Genomic DNA, 16,917 nt, shown 5'->3' with positions numbered 1-16,917 from the left:
TTTTTCATTTTTTCCAACCACGTTTTCGGAGAACTTATTATCATCATCAATTTCACTTTTTCATTCACCATTCCTCATGCCCCAACATATAATACCTCAAAGGAAAACCGGGGGTATCAACATGCAAGACAATCAACATGGATCGCAAATGAATGAGGTTGAAAAGTTTGATGAATGGGTAAAAAGTTTTTTTCTGGATCCGGAAACTTGTGCGTTGGATCATCAACTTTTTTCAATTGATATATACGAAAGTGACGATGAGTATATGGTGGAAGCAGTTTTGGAAGATCATGATGTGAAAGATATTAAAGTATGCCTAAGTGATAATGAGCTATCGATCATCGTTGACGATACTCATAAGCCATTTCTTGATAAAAAAGAAGATAAACTACCCACACAGAGAAAAATCCCTTTCCCCTTTTCGATTTGCTCACGCAGAATTACCGCTGAATTCTCGAATCCGATCTTGGTGATTCGCATCCATAAGTTTTCCCCCGGAAAAACAGCAGAAGATATTAACATTGAGTAGTCCGTTCATTAAAAATAAAAAGAATGGCCTGGGGAACTCCCCTTAGCCATTCTTTTTTGTTGATTACCCAGCAAAATAAAAGGACGTCCGACTTCCTTTTTGTGTCGAAATGACTTGAAGCTGGGCATCGATTCTTTCTTTCAATTCCGGGACATGGGATATTATCCCGACCAATCTCCCGGTGCTTTGTATATCCATTAATGCTTCAATTGCATGATCAAGAGATTCAGGGTCGAGCGTACCGAAACCTTCATCGATGAACATCGTTTCAAGTGAAATTCCGCCAGCATTCTGCTGGACAACATCCGCAAGACCCAAGGCAAGTGCAAGGGAAGCCTTAAAGCTCTCTCCTCCCGAAAGGGTTTTGACATGCCTCTCTTGTCCTGTATATTGATCATACACAGATAACTCCAGACCGCTCTGGATATTCCTGCGTGTAGGATCAAGCTTTCGCAATAACTGATATCTTCCGCTTGTCATTTTCAGCAGCCTTGAATTGGCTTCTTTTAGGATATCATCTAAAAAGGCTGCCAATACATAACGTTCAAAAGTTATTTTGAAGGAGTTTTGACCTTTGGAAATCTCAGACAGATGACCGACGATACTGTACCTTTCATCCAAACTTTTCTGTTCTTCCCTGATTTGCGCCAATTTCCTATCGATTTCTTCGTTAGTCCGTTTTTCAGCCTGCAACTCATTCTGATTTAGGCGTAAAGACTCCAATTCTCCATCTATGAAATCGAAAGTCTTTTTCAATCCTTCAAGATCCGGTTTGGTCACATCTTTTAATTTCATTTCCAAGTCATGAAACAGACTTAAAACACTTTGCCAATTTTGATTATACTGCTGAACTTGATCTTCCAAATTTCCAAGAGCAGCTTCCGATTTTTTTGCTGCCGTATATTCTTTATAATTGGAAAAGCCCTGATTGGTCATTTCCGTAATTAACTTTTCCCGCTCCTCTTTCAATTCTGTCTTGAAAGCCTCTATATTTCCACTTAAGGATTCTGTTTTTGCAATGATGGCCGATTCTCTTTCCTTCACCAGTTGAAGGTTTTTTTGTGCATCTTCCAAGGCCGATTGTAAGCGTTTCTGTGTTTTTACAGCCATTTGATAAACAGCATTATATTCTTCCTCTGTCCTTATTCCGTCAGGCAGGGAATCGGTTAATCCTGTTAGTTTTGTAGAGTTTTCAATATACCTGGTTTTCCCTTCGTCCTCTTTTCTTTCTAAAGAGATCAGATTCTCCTTTAGCTGGGTTGCCTGGTCTTTTAAATCAAGTAACCTTTTTTCCAGATCATTGAATACAGACTTTTTCCGCATCAATTCTTTTAGCTGCTCTTGCAGCACTTTGCCTTTTTGTACAAACTGTGTCAAATGCTCTTCAATATCCTCAAACCTAAACTCCGGCAAGTCATTTTGTAAGTCACAAAGCTTTTCTTGTGAAGACTCTGCCAGTGCATCATATTTGGATTTCGCTTGATAATATTCACTTTCCGCTTGGCTTTTTTGTTGTTCCGCAGATTTCAGCTTGTTTTCTTGCTCTTTCAGTTCCAAATCCGTCGGCATATGCTCATGCATTTGCGCAGGTTTTGGATGGCTTTGCGAACCGCAAACAGGACAATTTTCTCCTGAGTGCAGCATGGAGGCAAGCATACCCGCTTGGCCTGATCTCCAGTTCCGATTCAGGGTTTCCAGTTTTTCCTTCTCCTGAGTTTGTATTCTTTGTAACTCATGGAACCGAATATTCTTTTCATCCAGAACCCGTTTCGTATTAGTTATTTCATTAAGAACTTCTTGAAGCTTTTTAATTTTCGATAACGAAGAATTAGTTCTTTCTGCTTCAATTTCCTGATCACGATAAAGGGCAGCTGCTTTTTCCGCTTCTGTTTTTTCTTGAGCGACTTTCTCTGCTTCCGCTTCAATCGCCAGATGTTCCGAAACAGTTTTTTCACGAAGTCGTTTACTCGTTTGCCACTCTTTTTCGTCTAAAGTAACCTGTGCTTTTAAGCTTGCAAAAGTCCTGACAGCCTCTTTTACCTGCTCAAGCTGATGAACAGTTCGGACTGCCTGCTCTCTTTCATTTCCCTTCAACATTTCCTTATCATAGGAATCCTGCTTCTCAATGCGCTCAGCCCGTAACTTCTCGGATTGCTCACTTAACTTTTGAAGTTCGGTACTAGCATCTTGTACTTGTTTGCCGATACGCAAATAGTATTGTTCCTGCTTTTCAAGCGATGCCGCTTTGTGTGCCATTTTTATTTGGACTTTCACTAGTTCCATTTCTGGCAGCTTTGCTTCAAGGTTTTCCTTTTCTTTTCGCAGTGTTTCTTTTTCCGAAAATCGATTTAATAAATCGACAGCTTTTGAAAGTTCTTGATTTACTTGATCACGGGCTTTTTGCTTTTCCTGTATTTGTTTATTTATATACTCATTTTTTTCTGTTGCTTGCAAAATGACTTCCTGTAACAAGGGCAAGACCTGCTGTTCATTAGGCTCTTCCCCTTGTAATTGCGCCTGCAATTTTTCATGATTGCCAGGCTGGATGCCTTTCATTAATTCGATTCTCCGCTGAGCACTTTTTTCACTTTGCTTTCTTAGGATCGAAGCCTCTTCTTTTAACTTTTCTTCTATTCGTTTATAAAGTTCAGTATGAAATAATTTCTGAAGAATCTGTTCCTTATCCTTGCTGTCGGAAGTTAACAGTTTTCGGAATTCATTTTGAGGAATCATCAGGATTTGCCGAAATTGATTCGCATCAAGTCCAATGAGTACTTTTATTTTTTCTTCAACTTCTCGTACATTTGCACCCAGCAATTTTTTTCCTTCGGCCAATATCTCATATAACTCAGCCTTTGCTCCAACCGTTGTTGTTCCTTCACCTGCTTTTTTCTTGCGTTCCTGCTGCGGCGACCGGGTCACCAAATACGTTTTTCCTCGCAGGGTAAATTGTAATGAAACTTCCGTCAACATATCATCTTCTGCAAACTGACTTCGCAAATCTTGCCCGCTGCGATCTTCACCGCTGGCTTTACCATATATCGCAAAACTAATCCCATCAAATATCGTTGTTTTCCCTGCGCCTGTCTTTCCAGAAATGACAAACATGGTCCGTTCTCCTAGGGAATTAAAATCAATGGTTTCCCTTCCTGCATATGGTCCGAATGCCTGCATCGTTAAAATATCCGGTCTCATTTCAAAGCCTCCTCTTTCTTAACAGCTTCAATTACCGAAACCATCAAATCCTGCTTTTTGGAATCAAAGGCCCGATCTGTCATTTCTTGATAAAACGTCTCGAACAGGTCCAATTCCGATTTCCGTTCATCTTTTACTGAAGAGAAGGAATTTTTTCTCCTAAGGTCGGTCAAATCCCATTTACGTTCTAGATGTAGTACGTTCGGATAAATCTGGCGCAAGCGATTTATGGGATCGATGAGTGCCCCCTCATCATTTAGTGTTATTTTTAAATAGTCATCCTTTTTTTGCGATTGATAAAAAACGGGATCAAGCAACTCTTCCATCGATCCGGATATTTCCCTCATATCGAACTTGGGTGCCAAAGAACGATAGCGAATATCAAAGCTTCCATCTTCTTGCATATCGACGATCGAAAGCGACTTATTCTGCTTGGCCTCGGAAAAAGAATATTTTAATAGTGATCCAGAGTAAAACACCTTAGGATGACGTATCGCGTCTGGACTATGTAAATGCCCAAGTGCCGTATAATCGAACGCATCGAATAAGTCGGATGAAACACAGCCAGAACCACCTACCGACAAGATCCTTTCCGAATCGCTCGTTTTTCCGCCTAATACAAAAGCATGTCCTACGAAGACATTCGGCTCATCCTTATTGAAATTCTCAGCAATCTTTCCGGTTATCCGCTTCATAGCTTCTTGATGGGAATGGATACTATCATCTTCAAAAAGATGGCGAACCGTCCCGGGTTCTGCATATGGAACACAATAAAAGTTCACTCCCTTGATGCGAACCGGCTCACATGTTTTTGTCAATTTCCCATGAATGTATAACTGGCTATGACGATACCATGATGAACCGAATGCCAGTCTTTCCGCAGAATCATGGTTTCCCGATATCGCAACGATCGGTGTATTCATTTTCACATTAATCGTATAAAGGATTTCATCAAGCAGCTCCACCGCTTCAGTCGGCGGAACGGAACGATCATATAGATCACCGGCGATCACAACCGCATCCGGTTTTTCCTCTTCGACAATTTCTATGAATTGCAAGAGCGCATGCCTTTGGTCATCTGTCATATGTACCCCGTGAACGATTTTCCCTAAATGCCAATCAGCCGTATGGATAAATTTCATAGTTTCACTCCGTCCTAATTTTTACTTACTATTATTATATCAAAAATTTTACGAATAGCATGGTTTGGGTACAGACGTTCTAATTTTTACCACACCGCACCATTCTTTTGAATTATTCAGAATAAAAAAAGCAAACTCCAAAAGAGTCTGCTTTTTTCATCATTAGCTGAATAAGTGTTCATATGGACCCATATTCACCTTTCTTTCAGCTAATTTTTTTTGTAAAAATTTATGATCACGTTTTGGTGTGGCAATGATATAGCCGCGTATCACTAAATCTTCCGTAATATCGCCCGCTTTTTCCTTTAACGCCAACTCTCCGATTTTCCCTGCGATTTTATGTCGTGCAACATCACGAAAAAGTTCTGGCACAGGGCTCACTAAATCTTCTAGTAATTCCTTTTGCTGCTTTGACCATAAGTGCTTTGTTTGTTCCAAATAGTATTCTTCCCAATCCATATCGGATTTCCCATCTTCTTTGGGAAATCTTTTCAGGAACTTTCGAAACATGAAAAAGCCACCTATGCTCATCAATATAATTAAAAGGGCTACCCAAAATAGAATAAACCATAAAAACCATCCGCTAAGCAAAGTACCACCTCATATGTATAGAATGATCGTCACTATTATTATAGACAGTAACCCATATCTTTACAAGACTGGCAATGCAATCATTCTTGACCGTTCACTTCCAGCAAGACAAGCGAAAAATCCCCCACCGCATTTTCTTCATATAGATTCGTGACCGAAGTTGCATAGTTAAAGATCTCTGCACGGAACTCCTCGTTTGACTGTGGAATCTTTATATCAAATACCATTTGATAAAGCAATGTTGTAATATCATGATATTCACTATGTGTAACCTTAAAGTTAAAACTGATTTTCCTGATTTCCTTACCTTCAGAATCCTTTACATTTTCAGCATGAAAATCAGTAACATGAATTGGAACATCGTTTAAAATGACCTCGTCTACCATTATCAACATCTCCTTAATAAAGTGGTTAAAGACATGTTATCACTAGGAGCTTTCAGCGCCAATCATTCAACCTTGAAAAAATGAAAAAACGTGCACAGGAAACCCGCGCACGTTTTTTTCCAATCAATTTACTTTCCCTTTTTGACGATTATTCTCCATTTAGCATCATCGATTTGCTCAAACTCCGTGATTTCATGACCTTCGGTAGCAGCCCAACGGGGAATGCTCTCCGTTGCTTGTGTGCAATCGAAATTAATGATCAATTCCTCTCCTTTTGCCATGTCCACTATCGCTTCTTTCGCTTCCACTAAAGGGAATGGACATACCATCCCAGTCGTTTCCAATACCTTTGCCAATTATATTCCACTCCTTGCTCAAAAATTTTCGGCTCGTATCTTAAGCCGCTTTGGATGCAGCAGCTTTCTGCTTTTGCTTACGGATAATCGTGAAATAAGTTGCTACCCATGTACCCAGCAGGAAAAAGACAATCGCGATCCAACCTTGCCAAGCAAATAACGCCGAGTTCACCAGTCCATTTCCGATTGTGCATCCTCCGGCAACACTTGCGCCGAATCCCATGGTTACACCGCCAATTGCATTGTTACGTAACGTTTTCATATCAGGCAAACGCCAACGGAATTCCCCGCTCCCTTTGGCTGCAATGAAAGCACCAAGGAAAATGCCCAATACTAAAAACGTACCCCAATCGATTAACGCATCATCTCCGGTTATAAGGAAAGTTAAAATGTTCGCGGAAGGCGCTGTAATGCCCAGTCCGAACATTCGGCCTGTCATTGCACTTAGCGGCCATGCCATGATTGCAATAAGGCCAACCAATAATGCTGTAACAAAAGGATGCCAACGTTTCTCGAATAAGATGTGGGCCAATCCCGTCTTTTTCGGCTTCATTTTAAAAATAGGCAGTTTCGGCTTTCTCAATTCACGAATCACCAATATGCCAACCAAGAGTGTCACAATAATCACAAGCACCCAAGGCGAAACATTTAACGTTTCATGAATATACGTATCATTTGTACGATATGATAATAGATTATCTCCAGCCACTTTCCATATACCATATTTCGTCATTGCTGCCCCTAGCATATATCCAAAAAGGGCAACCCAACTTCCGATCATGCCCTCTCCGGCACGATACCATGTTCCAGTGGCGCAACCTCCTGCCAGAACCATACCAATACCAAAAATAAAGCCACCCACGATTGTTCCCAACCATGGAAAACCATCATTTCCAAACTGAATGACCCCTGTATCATTCAATGCATAAACACCAATACTTTGTATCGCTATAACAACAAATGTAGCCAAAAACATCCGTCCATCTTTAGCTAAAATCAAATCACGATATGCACCAACAACACAGAAACGGCCTCTTTGAAGCACAAATCCAAGCAATAAACCACAAATAATCCCGAACACAATCATTTGTAACATGTACCGTTTCCTCCTTAAGTAAACTAATAATAATACTAATATAATATAATCCGGATGAAATTACTAGGTTTTTGGATTTTTTTTTACTCATGAAAAGTTCCAGGCAAATGAAAAACCCGAGTCATCATGAATATCGACTCAGGTTTTTTTGATTATCACACCATACTGCTTCTGCCGAAACTGGCTGCTTTAACTTTTTTATATTGGTAAAGCATGGCAATTCTCCACGGAACGATCATCGCGAAAGCAAGTAAGAAAAACATTCCGCTCAATACACCGATTTCAATCGTGCTTCCAAGCATCAGTTTTGCCACCAGTCGAATCACCATGAGACCAATCAATATGAATATGAACGCTTTAGAGCGCAGAATATAAATTTTTTCATCTCTTACTTCAAATTTAGATGTTTTAATCAATAAGATGGAAAATAACATCCCTGCAACAATAGCCTCCAGCAATTCGTATCGAGTCACACGGAACATCGGGAAAATAAACATTAAAGCACCCGTACTCATAAACAGCGGCGGTAAGATGATTTTCTTTTCATTCACTGGTTTTTTCGTTTCCTTCATCCGTAATATGAAAACACCTATAGCCATCACGATCGCTATACCTGTTGATATATATATCATCTCTTAACCATCCCTTTAAACTAAAAATAGGTAAGTACCATTAAAAATTATATATGACTTCAATTTATAAACAAAGTATATATTACCTATTTGAGATAAACAAGGAGGTGTTATTGAATAAGCTACCTTTTGATGCTTCCAATGCCCCGCCTTCGTCCAAAGGCTTGAAGAAAAAAATCTTGCACCCTGGCTTACTATAGCCTTCGATAACCATATTTTTGCTGACCACCTATAGCAGAGCTTATTATAACCTTTGCGGCATGAAATTCCTTTTTAATTTCTTAGGTCAGGATTTAATTTTTATACCGACAATTCAGTGAATGACCTTAGACCCAAAATAAACGAAATTGATACCATAAGACCTAATAGCAGGCAATCAACTAGAATATTGAAAAAATAACTTATTATGGACTAAAAACCCGTGAAGCCACCGAATAGTCTAGACAGGACTGCAATTATTTTGGTCATCCAATCAAAAAACAAAATCACACCCATTACAATCATTAAATATCCGCCAATCTTCATGATGTATTGGCTGTACTTTTTGATCCATTTCAATTTTCCGACAAAGAAGGATAATATGAAAAACGGTATGGCAAATCCTAAAATATAGGCAGTCATATAGCTCATGGCGGCACTAGGATTTGTTGCACCCAGTGAAATGACAGCGCCTAATAGCGGACCTGCACAAGGGGTCCATCCAGCGGCAAAGGCCAGTCCGATAAGAATGGAACCTATATATCCGCTAGGTCGGTTCTTGAATTCAAAGCGGCTGTCTTTCATCAAAGATTTCGGCTGAAAGATTCCTACAATGAATAAACCAAAAATGATTATCAGGATGGCGCCAATCTGACGAATTAATTCTTTGTAATCCGCGAAAAAAGAACCTAGGTATGATGTGCTAAAACCTATTGCGATAAAAACCAGAGAAAACCCAAGCAGGAAGAATAAGGTATGCAGCATGCTCCTTCTTTGGAGCATGGCGTTCTCGGATTTGATTTCACCAACACTCATACCAGTGATATAAGATAAAAAGGCCGGATATAACGGTAAGCAGCATGGCGAAATAAAACTCAGGAATCCCGCCCCAAATGCTAAAAACATATTAATATCATTCAAATAAGCTCACTCCTATGTATGTCAACCTATAAACATTGTAACAAATAAGATAAAAAAATACATTTATGGAACTGTGAATATTTCATGACAGCCAATTGCCTAAAAACAGAATGGGGCGACGGTTTAATTTTCAATAAGATAACTTATTTGAATTCATTAGTCCAAGCCGATATAATTGTTATATTCATACAGATTTTACAACGAACACATAAATTAATGGTACCATGAAAAAATGTTGGGCCAGAAAGGAAATATAATGGCTAAAAAGAATGAATTTCTCGAACAGATTGAATTGAAGAGAAATGAACTTATCAAGATTGTCGCTAAAGATGGTTTGAACTCAAATGTTGCCGTTGAATACAGCCAGCAACTTGATCAATTATTAAATAAATATAATGAACTTTTTTATAAAACAGGTACAAATTTTTAACCCAGTACCTCTCCCATTGATAACCACATATATTATTATATGATTTATTTTGCTGTCAATCTCCCCTTTTTCATTCTTTCACAATTTGAATACATAGGCATGACATTTGCTATATTAAAAAACAGGCAAGCACTATGGGCGCTGCCTGTTTTCCTGTTTTTTCATTTAAAATAATGCTTAAAAATCATGTAGCAATATCAACATCGGATGTCGGTGCATAGTTTGTCACAACAAGAACGATAGGAGATCCAGCTAAGATGGAAGAACCGTCCGGAACAGTGATCACAAGACTTCCTACCCCAGTGGCACCTGGTGTGTACGTTGTTAAATCCTCCATTTGCAGCACCCCATTAATAAACACCTCATATGAACTGTTTTCAGTACTTAATACAGGCAGTACAGTCGCAGGGTCACCAGTATCCGAGAAAAAGCTTGCTGGATCAATTGAAAGCGTGGTTGGACCAGTCGATGCGGCAGGCACCTCATAAAATAATCGGGTGACCAATGGATTCACATTGATCACCGAGGTAGCCGCTATCGCTAATTTCATTATTTTTAACGGCAAAATATTCACCTCTCTTCTCTCCATGCTATGACTTTGCAAAAGGAATTATATAGACAATTTTCAGAAATGGTCCTCACGATAATCTGTACTTTAGATAAAATGTATAAGGAGATAAGAAAAGGGGAGAGTTTTAGAAATGCAAAGTAAATATTTCCGTTTCATTAAAGAAGATACAGCTATCCCGAGACCTTTGTTGTTTTTCCCTAAGTGCTCTCCCAACGAAGTTCGCTCGAGGATCCCAAAAAGAATCATTTCTTATGAATTTTACGCTATTGCAAATGGGTGCCAACGGATTTATGAAGAAAAAGACGGAATAGCTGACATAGACAATCAGGTAATACTTGATCCATCAAATGTATCCTATATGAATTTATTCATAAATGGTGTATTGCAGCCCCACGATAATTACACCGTTGAAAAAGGAAAACTTAAATTGAATACGATTGATATCCAGTACACCAATCATTTTGCAAATGTTCATTATTTAAATGAGCGGCCTGTTCCTAAACGATTCCTAAATTAAATAAAATTGAAATTGAATTTCAATATACTGATCATGAGGAAAATTGAGTAATTTACAGGTAATTGCGCGGAATTCACGAGTAAAAGTATAAAACTTACGAGTAAATGAGCAAACCTCACGAGTAAAAGTGTGAAATTTACGAGTAAGATAGATATAGCAGTAGGGTATCCGTTTGAAGACCTTAATTGCGACTATGAAATTCAAACTGAAGCTAACCTACAGTAGGAAAAAGGAATGTGTTACGGTTCTGACTTATTGTTTTGCTCCAGGCAAAGTTCATCTGTTTTCCAAAAACCCTCCTGTTGAAATAAGCCATAAGAGATAAAATTATGTTTGACAAATCACTAAAATAAGATTATCTTTAATTAAAGATAAATTAATTCGAGATAACATCTTTTTTTAAAATCACAAATCTCGAATTAAAGATATCTAAATTCAAATTAAATTCCAGGAGGAATCATAAATGATTGGTATAGGCTTATTAGTTATACGTGTAGTTATCGGTTTATCGTTTGTAGGTCATGGGGCACAAAAATTATTTGGTTGGTTTGGCGGTCATGGCTTGAAAGGTACAGGAGGCTGGTTTGATTCTATTGGCATGAAGCCAGGAGTTACCATGGCCCTATTTGCTGGTCTATCAGAGCTTATTGGCGGAGCTTTGTTTGCATTAGGTCTCTTTACACCCTTTGCAGGTATATTAATTGCACTTACAATGCTCGTTGCGATCGTTAAAGTCCATGGAGCAAATGGCTATTGGGCAACTCAAAACGGTTATGAATATAATCTTGCCATCCTTGCAGTGGCGATTGGCATAGCGTTAACGGGAGCTGGTCCATACTCACTTGATTCCTTTCTATTTTAAGGAAATCGGTGGGTTTGCTAAATCCCTACATTACGGATAACACGGAGTGGGTTTAATCCACTCCGTGTTTTTTCTTTTTCCCAATTGCTCAGAAATTTTTATCTTGGTTATCAAAGCTTAAAAATCGAGTAATGGATACTTCGATTATTGTGTTGAGGAAATAGGAACATAGGTTGTCCCATATTTAAATAAGATGGTTTCAATATTGAAATGCAAACTACCTGTGAAATCACTGCTGTACAGTAATTTTTACAAATGAGTTGGAATAATGCCATTAAATTCGAATCCTATTCTTTATGTTCCTCCAAACAATTGTTCCTAATTTGAAATATCATGTCTAAAAACCAAGACTCATAATCAGGAAAAATAGAGTACAGTAATAATGAGAATGATCATAACCTCATGTTCTTTTATCTCCGGGTGTTATTAATCTGTTGTTAGAATGGGGGGCCCATGAGGCAAGTCATTATTAATTTCATTTGCATTCTAATAATATCAGTGATTTTATTTTTTATCTTTAGCTATGATGCTTCTTTAGATGAACATTTTATATTGTCTCTTTTACTTATCATTTCTCTGCAAATATCTTTGATATTAGCTATTCTGTTAAAAAGAAGGTAACACCAGAAGAGCAACCATTAATTAATGGTTGCTCTTCTGGTGTTACCTAACGTCCTTCCTAACCTTTTCAAGCGTTCCGTAAAGAAAGCCCCTTTCCTCACCAAAATTTCCGAATGCATCTGCCGTCGAGACTTAATTTCTAGTCAATGAAAATTCTAAATCTTTCCCCTGTTTTATTTTCCGAAACAGCTTAGAAAAAGAGTACTCAGTTTAAGGATTCAATTTGAAATTCACTTAAGTGGTATCTCCATAAACATAAAAACCCCTGATAAGGAACACTTTTATCCTTATCCGGGGTTATTGAAAACCAGAATGCATTTTTTACTTATTCTACCCCTGGGAACCATCCTGGAGAGTGGATGATCGCTTGCCATAATGGATCTGGAATATCTAGTTGCAACTGATTATCTTTGTTTATTTTTGTCACGATTTCTGCTTCCCTGCCTTGCTCCACTTTTTGTACCCATTCAGGATCGATTATGATTTCACGGCCTAATGCGATTAACGGAATCCCGGATTGCAGTGCTTTAATCGCATCATCCGCTGTATAGATGGAACCAACTCCAATGACGGGAACTTGATCTCCGATACGTTCTTTTATAATTTCTATCCGAGGTCGGTCAACGTCGGCTCCCCGTCTTGCTTTCGACCAGAATTCCATTAATGAAACATGAAGATAATCCAAATCCTTTGTTACAAGTCCATCAATCAATGCAAGTGTATCATCCATGGTTATTCCTGGAGTTTCCGGCTCCTCCGGTGAAAAACGATATCCAACGATGAAGGGATCCTTTGCATGTTCAGCAACAGCCTTTTTCACTTCGTCCACAACCGATAATGGAAAAGTCAGGCGCTTTTCAAGGGAACCGCCCCACTTGTCTTCACGACGGTTTGAATGAGGAGAAAAGAATTGCTGAAGCAAGTACCCATTAGCACCGTGAATTTCTACACCGTCAAATCCCGCTTCAATGGCACGTCGGGTGGTTTCACCAAAGTCGAGAATGATCGATTCTATTTCCTTTTCAGAAAGTGGACGCGGAACTGCTTTCCCTTCGCCTTCCGACGGGATATTGCTTGCGCTGACTACATCACCATCTACTAATTCCGGTGGAACCTCTCGGCCGCCATGAAAAATCTGGAGAATTGCCTTTGCCCCTTTCGCTTTAATCGCTGATGCCAATCGATTTAGACTAGGTATCAATTCATCCTTATCTCCGCCAAATTCCCCATGAAAACCTTTTCCATTAGCCGTCACGTAAGTACAAGCCGTTATAACCATGCCTACACCGCTTGACCGGCGTTCATAATAATTAACTTCTGCGTCGGTAACGGTACCGTCAGAATTAGAAGAGAAATTTGTCATAGGTGCCATCACCAATCGATTTTTCAATTCTATTCCCTTTCCTAAATTGAATGATTCAAATAATGGTGTATATTTAGAATTCATTTAGTAATCCTCCATTTTGTAACCCACTGGTTTGTATAATAAATCAAATCCGCAAACTAATTTAAATATCATGCATACTTTGCAATTAATGCCGAAATGGCTTCTTTTGGCTGGAAGCCAATAGCTTGATCTACCTTATCTCCATCTTTAAATAGAATAAGTGCTGGAATTCCCATCACTCCATATTCGCTTGTCGTATTTGAATTTTCATCCACATTAAGTTTTACGATCTTAACCTGATCACCCATTTCCTCATCGATTTCATTAAGAACTGGGGCAATCATTTTGCACGGACCGCACCACGGTGCCCAAAAATCAACCAATACCAAACCTTCCTTGATTTCACTAGCAAAATTATCATCTGTAACATGTTCTATTGTCATGATCATTTCCTCCTTGTATTATCCGAAATATTTATGGTCTTTACTCACCATCTATTTAAAATCAAGTTTTGCGATTCTATTTCCCGGGATAAAAGCCTCTGATTTCCTGGCATTCATTTTCGGATGGATTTTGATGGATTCCAATTTACCGGATAACTCCATGAACCATGTTTCATCTTTAGAAAGTAAAGCCAAATCAATTAAGGCCAAAAGATGTGTTTCGTTACTGATTTCTAGATCCGGCAGCTTTTCAGTCCATCTACTTGGAATCCAAATAGATTTCCCAACCGCTTTTTCATTGTCACTTTCCACCACATTCACTTTAACAATTTCACGATTATCGCTCACGTTTTCAACGAAACCATGGATAAGTTCTCCATCTCTTGATTTTCCCTGTACCCAATCCCCATTTTTGAACAGATTGTTTTCAACCATTTCCTTAACACCCCTTTTATATTCATTTAATATTAAAACTATAGTTATTAACTGTATTAATAAAATATACATTTTGTACAAAGAAAAAACTAAATCAATATCACGGACATTGTTTAATTTTTTCCAAAAAAGTGCTGAGAGTTATATCTTCCAAATATTTTTCAAAATACAATTCTGCTTCATCGAATATTTGATCCATGACTACCTGGGTATTGGAGGATATGACACATTTTTTCTCCGGATCGCCTGTACACCATTTCGGTTTCAAGGTTCCATGTGAGACCGTTATATAAATATCTGCCAAACTTACCTCTTCAGGATTACAGTCTAGAATATAACCTCCGCCCACACCTTCTTTCGTTTTAACAAATCCCTTTTTTCTTAAGCAGCTCATCATTTTCCGAATCCTTGCCGAGTTTGTACAAACGTTTTCTGCGATAGACTCACTGCTTGCCATATGATCTGGTAGATAAGCTAAATAGACCAAACTATGCACAGCTATTGTAAAATCACTATTCACTTTTCGCATCCTCCTCAAGGAGATTACTGTAATTTTAATGTTTACAGTTGGTAAAGTCAACTCAAAAAACTCAACAGAGTTCTCAACTTTGTTGATTACTTTATGATTGCTATGAAATTCCCTCCTATACACAAAGGATTGAGGGAATTTCATTCAGCTAATTTTACAAACCGATAATATCATCGTTGAGAAAGATTCAAAGCCGTACTAATACTAGCCGCTTTTAGATTCACTTTCGATTGCTCAATTATATCCTGAGGATGATAATAACCTTTTGAAACCGTGTAATCACTTATTAGCCCATGTGTTTCCACAGCAGACCTCAGCTGTTCCCGTAATGCAGCCCTCAATTCAGGGGAAGCTGTTTCTGTTATGGCGAGAAAGCCGTATTTCTTATTCCTGATTTGGCAGCATTCAAAAAGTCAGTAGCAATAACCTGATCGGTCATACCACCCATCCCCGCCATATTTTGCAAAAAGTTAGTCATTGTCTTCCCTCGCCTTGGTTTACCAGGATTTCTCCTCTTTTGCCCTGGATTTCCTACTGACGGTCAAAAGCGGTATTCATACGTATGGTATCGCTTTGTCAGAAACAGCGAGTCCAGAATTGCGACAAGCATTATACCGGCAAATGGAGCAATCCATTGATTTACATGCAGAAATAACCGATTTAATGATAAGTAAAGGCTGGCTCTATCCAAATGATGTTGGAAAGCAAGTTGAATTGGATCTGAAAACAGCTGATATGGCAGTCAGCATCGCTGGGATGAAGCTGTTCCCTAACGATACTGATAGACTCGGAATGTTCGCAACGCCGAGAAAATAGAGGAGGTAGTTTAATGAGAGCCGTAACTTACCAGGGCAATAAAAACGTGCAGGTCAAAGAGGTTAAAGACCCCCAAATCAAAAATTCTGATGATATCATCGTAAAAATTACTGCTTCGGCCATTTGCGGTTCGGATTTGCACTTGATTCATCAAATGATTCCCAATATGCCAACCGATTATGTTATTGGCCATGAGCCAATGGGTGTTGTCGAGGAAGTTGGTCCTGGTGTAAATAAATTGAAAAAGGGAGATCGTGTAATCATCCCCTTTAACGTTAGCTGCGGAAGCTGCTGGTATTGCGACAACGACCTTACAAGTCAGTGCGATAACTCGAATCCACATGGGGAAATGGGCGGGTTTTTTGGATATTCAGAAACAACTGGCGGGTATGCTGGAGGACAAGCAGAATATATGCGGGTCCCTTATGGGAATTTCACTCCTTTTAAGATTCCAGAAGACTGTGAGATTGAAGATGAAAAATTGATATTACTCGCCGATGCAGCTTCAACCGCATTTTGGAGCGTTGATCATGCAGGAGTAAAACCAGGTGATACTGTAATCGTCTTAGGCTGCGGTCCCGTTGGATTACTCGTACAAAAATTCGCTTGGTTCAAAGGAGCGAAAAGGGTCATTGCCGTCGATCATCTCAACTATCGTCTGGAACATGCAAAAAGGACAAATAAAGTCGAAATCGTAAATTTCGAACAATATGAAAACGTAGGGGATTATCTCAAAGACATAACTAAAGGCGGAGCCGATATTAGTAATTGACTGTTCAGGCATGAGTGGTAAAATGACTCCCATGGAATATCTTGCAACGGGGCTTAAGCTTCATGGCGGTGCAATGGGTGGTATTGTAATCGCCTCACAAGCGGTCCGTAAAGCAGGAACCATTCAAATAACTGGTGCTTACGGAGGGCGTTATAATGGCTTTCCGCTAGGATATATATTTCAAAGAAACGTGGATTTCAAGACCGGAAAAGCTCGCGTTATCCCTTATATGCCATATCTCTATAATCTAATATCTGAAGGAAAAGTTGATCCTGGCGATGTCGTAACCCACGTACTACCATTGGATCAAGCTAAACATGGTTACCAAGTATTCGATACAAGGACAGACGGATGCATTAAAGTGGTGTTAAAATCGTAAGTATTATATAAAAAATTGAATGGCCAGGCATTCAATTTCAGAAACGATACATGAATTATAGTAAGTTTCTGAATTTGATGAATCCTGTGTAGTAGTTTGAAAGTCACAT

18 protein-coding genes and 2 pseudogenes are annotated in these 16,917 nt (G+C 38.9%); 6 read left to right on the top strand and 14 right to left on the bottom strand.

Annotated elements, in window-relative coordinates; translation table 11 throughout:
* Positions 1 to 121: 121 nt before the first annotated feature.
* Entirely contained in the window at positions 122 to 529 is a 408-nt protein-coding gene (locus ACWF5P_RS10215; protein WP_101221663.1) for an Hsp20 family protein, read from the top strand.
* Between the two features lie 63 nt (positions 530 to 592).
* Here the strand turns inward: ACWF5P_RS10215 and ACWF5P_RS10210 are convergent, their stop codons facing one another.
* From ACWF5P_RS10210 to ACWF5P_RS10175, 8 genes are all read right to left on the bottom strand, one after another.
* Positions 593 to 3,724: an AAA family ATPase gene (locus tag ACWF5P_RS10210; RefSeq protein WP_434169280.1), complete on the bottom strand. Its 3,132-nt coding sequence runs from the start codon at positions 3,722 to 3,724 to the stop codon at positions 593 to 595.
* The gene (locus ACWF5P_RS10205; RefSeq protein ID WP_434169279.1) at positions 3,721 to 4,866 is read right to left on the bottom strand and encodes an exonuclease SbcCD subunit D C-terminal domain-containing protein; all 1,146 of its coding nucleotides are present in this window, start codon (positions 4,864 to 4,866) and stop codon (positions 3,721 to 3,723) included. Before ACWF5P_RS10205 ends, ACWF5P_RS10210 begins: the two co-directional genes overlap by 4 nt.
* A 162-nt stretch (positions 4,867 to 5,028) precedes the next feature.
* Positions 5,029 to 5,457: a DUF2621 domain-containing protein gene (locus ACWF5P_RS10200; protein WP_137018029.1), complete on the bottom strand. Its 429-nt coding sequence runs from the start codon at positions 5,455 to 5,457 to the stop codon at positions 5,029 to 5,031.
* Between the two features lie 80 nt (positions 5,458 to 5,537).
* Positions 5,538 to 5,843 (bottom strand): DUF3219 family protein, encoded by a 306-nt coding sequence (locus ACWF5P_RS10195; protein WP_101221659.1) that lies wholly within the window; start codon positions 5,841 to 5,843, stop codon positions 5,538 to 5,540.
* A 128-nt stretch (positions 5,844 to 5,971) separates the two neighbouring features.
* Entirely contained in the window at positions 5,972 to 6,199 is a 228-nt protein-coding gene (locus ACWF5P_RS10190) for a sulfurtransferase TusA family protein (protein WP_048685981.1), read from the bottom strand.
* Between the two features lie 40 nt (positions 6,200 to 6,239).
* Positions 6,240 to 7,295 (bottom strand): YeeE/YedE thiosulfate transporter family protein, encoded by a 1,056-nt coding sequence (locus ACWF5P_RS10185; protein ID WP_434169276.1) that lies wholly within the window; start codon positions 7,293 to 7,295, stop codon positions 6,240 to 6,242.
* Between the two features lie 155 nt (positions 7,296 to 7,450).
* Positions 7,451 to 7,927: a CcdC family protein gene (locus ACWF5P_RS10180; protein ID WP_101221658.1), complete on the bottom strand. Its 477-nt coding sequence runs from the start codon at positions 7,925 to 7,927 to the stop codon at positions 7,451 to 7,453.
* 411 nt (positions 7,928 to 8,338) lie between these two features.
* Positions 8,339 to 9,046, bottom strand: a complete 708-nt coding sequence (locus ACWF5P_RS10175) for a cytochrome c biogenesis protein CcdA (RefSeq protein ID WP_434169275.1) — start codon at positions 9,044 to 9,046, stop codon at positions 8,339 to 8,341.
* 256 nt (positions 9,047 to 9,302) lie between these two features.
* Here ACWF5P_RS10175 and ACWF5P_RS10170 point away from each other — a divergent pair, with 256 nt between their 5' ends.
* Complete coding sequence (locus ACWF5P_RS10170; RefSeq protein WP_101221656.1) at positions 9,303 to 9,476, top strand: aspartyl-phosphate phosphatase Spo0E family protein; 174 nt, start codon at positions 9,303 to 9,305, stop codon at positions 9,474 to 9,476.
* 184 nt (positions 9,477 to 9,660) lie between these two features.
* Here ACWF5P_RS10170 and ACWF5P_RS10165 read toward each other — a convergent pair whose 3' ends face one another.
* Positions 9,661 to 10,041 (bottom strand): DUF4183 domain-containing protein, encoded by a 381-nt coding sequence (locus ACWF5P_RS10165; protein ID WP_101222215.1) that lies wholly within the window; start codon positions 10,039 to 10,041, stop codon positions 9,661 to 9,663.
* Between the two features lie 136 nt (positions 10,042 to 10,177).
* Here ACWF5P_RS10165 and ACWF5P_RS10160 point away from each other — a divergent pair, with 136 nt between their 5' ends.
* Entirely contained in the window at positions 10,178 to 10,564 is a 387-nt protein-coding gene (locus tag ACWF5P_RS10160; RefSeq protein WP_434169274.1) for a DUF4183 domain-containing protein, read from the top strand.
* A 463-nt stretch (positions 10,565 to 11,027) separates the two neighbouring features.
* Positions 11,028 to 11,426 carry a DoxX family protein gene (locus ACWF5P_RS10155; RefSeq protein ID WP_101221655.1) on the top strand — a complete coding sequence of 133 codons (399 nt, stop codon included), beginning with the start codon at positions 11,028 to 11,030 and terminating at the stop codon, positions 11,424 to 11,426.
* A 946-nt stretch (positions 11,427 to 12,372) separates the two neighbouring features.
* Here the strand turns inward: ACWF5P_RS10155 and ACWF5P_RS10150 are convergent.
* The 5 genes and pseudogenes from ACWF5P_RS10150 to ACWF5P_RS10130 all read right to left on the bottom strand — a co-directional run bounded on the left by ACWF5P_RS10150 (position 12,373) and on the right by ACWF5P_RS10130 (position 15,319).
* On the bottom strand, positions 12,373 to 13,494 hold the full coding sequence (locus ACWF5P_RS10150; RefSeq protein WP_434169273.1) for an NADH-dependent flavin oxidoreductase: 1,122 nt from the start codon (positions 13,492 to 13,494) through the stop codon (positions 12,373 to 12,375).
* 68 nt (positions 13,495 to 13,562) lie between these two features.
* A complete protein-coding gene (trxA, locus tag ACWF5P_RS10145) occupies positions 13,563 to 13,877 on the bottom strand; it encodes a thioredoxin (RefSeq protein WP_434169272.1) in 315 nt (104 codons plus the stop codon).
* Positions 13,878 to 13,928: 51 nt separating this feature from the next.
* Positions 13,929 to 14,312, bottom strand: a complete 384-nt coding sequence (locus ACWF5P_RS10140; protein ID WP_434169271.1) for an IDEAL domain-containing protein — start codon at positions 14,310 to 14,312, stop codon at positions 13,929 to 13,931.
* 100 nt (positions 14,313 to 14,412) lie between these two features.
* Positions 14,413 to 14,832, bottom strand: a complete 420-nt coding sequence (locus ACWF5P_RS10135; protein ID WP_101221650.1) for an RrF2 family transcriptional regulator — start codon at positions 14,830 to 14,832, stop codon at positions 14,413 to 14,415.
* Positions 14,833 to 15,011: 179 nt separating this feature from the next.
* Positions 15,012 to 15,319, bottom strand: a pseudogene (locus ACWF5P_RS10130) (spore coat protein).
* Between ACWF5P_RS10130 and ACWF5P_RS10125 the strand changes: the two are divergent.
* Entirely contained in the window at positions 15,319 to 15,657 is a 339-nt protein-coding gene (locus tag ACWF5P_RS10125) for a spore coat protein (RefSeq protein ID WP_434169270.1), read from the top strand. The pseudogene ACWF5P_RS10130 and the gene ACWF5P_RS10125 overlap by 1 nt on opposite strands.
* Positions 15,658 to 15,670: 13 nt before the next feature.
* Positions 15,671 to 16,808: pseudogene (locus ACWF5P_RS10120) on the top strand (zinc-dependent alcohol dehydrogenase).
* Positions 16,809 to 16,917: the final 109 nt, after the last annotated feature.

It is taken from the genome of Peribacillus sp. NPDC055009 (genome assembly GCF_053608705.1).
The sequence above is the reverse complement of the archived record's forward strand: the minus strand, read 5'-3'. Positions and strand labels throughout refer to the sequence as shown.

Bases quoted from the DNA above. Each gene is read 5' to 3' on its own strand.
- ACWF5P_RS10215 (WP_101221663.1), top strand. From the start codon at position 122: ATGCAAGACAATCAACATGGATCGCAAATGAATGAGGTTGAAAAGTTT.
- ACWF5P_RS10210 (WP_434169280.1), bottom strand. From the start codon at position 3,724: ATGAGACCGGATATTTTAACGATGCAGGCATTCGGACCATATGCAGGA.
- ACWF5P_RS10205 (WP_434169279.1), bottom strand. From the start codon at position 4,866: ATGAAATTTATCCATACGGCTGATTGGCATTTAGGGAAAATCGTTCAC.
- ACWF5P_RS10195 (WP_101221659.1), bottom strand. From the start codon at position 5,843: ATGGTAGACGAGGTCATTTTAAACGATGTTCCAATTCATGTTACTGAT.
- ACWF5P_RS10185 (WP_434169276.1), bottom strand. From the start codon at position 7,295: ATGTTACAAATGATTGTGTTCGGGATTATTTGTGGTTTATTGCTTGGA.
- ACWF5P_RS10180 (WP_101221658.1), bottom strand. From the start codon at position 7,927: ATGATATATATATCAACAGGTATAGCGATCGTGATGGCTATAGGTGTT.
- ACWF5P_RS10170 (WP_101221656.1), top strand. From the start codon at position 9,303: ATGGCTAAAAAGAATGAATTTCTCGAACAGATTGAATTGAAGAGAAAT.
- ACWF5P_RS10160 (WP_434169274.1), top strand. From the start codon at position 10,178: ATGCAAAGTAAATATTTCCGTTTCATTAAAGAAGATACAGCTATCCCG.
- ACWF5P_RS10155 (WP_101221655.1), top strand. From the start codon at position 11,028: ATGATTGGTATAGGCTTATTAGTTATACGTGTAGTTATCGGTTTATCG.
- ACWF5P_RS10150 (WP_434169273.1), bottom strand. From the start codon at position 13,494: ATGAATTCTAAATATACACCATTATTTGAATCATTCAATTTAGGAAAG.
- trxA (WP_434169272.1), bottom strand. From the start codon at position 13,877: ATGACAATAGAACATGTTACAGATGATAATTTTGCTAGTGAAATCAAG.
- ACWF5P_RS10140 (WP_434169271.1), bottom strand. From the start codon at position 14,312: ATGGTTGAAAACAATCTGTTCAAAAATGGGGATTGGGTACAGGGAAAA.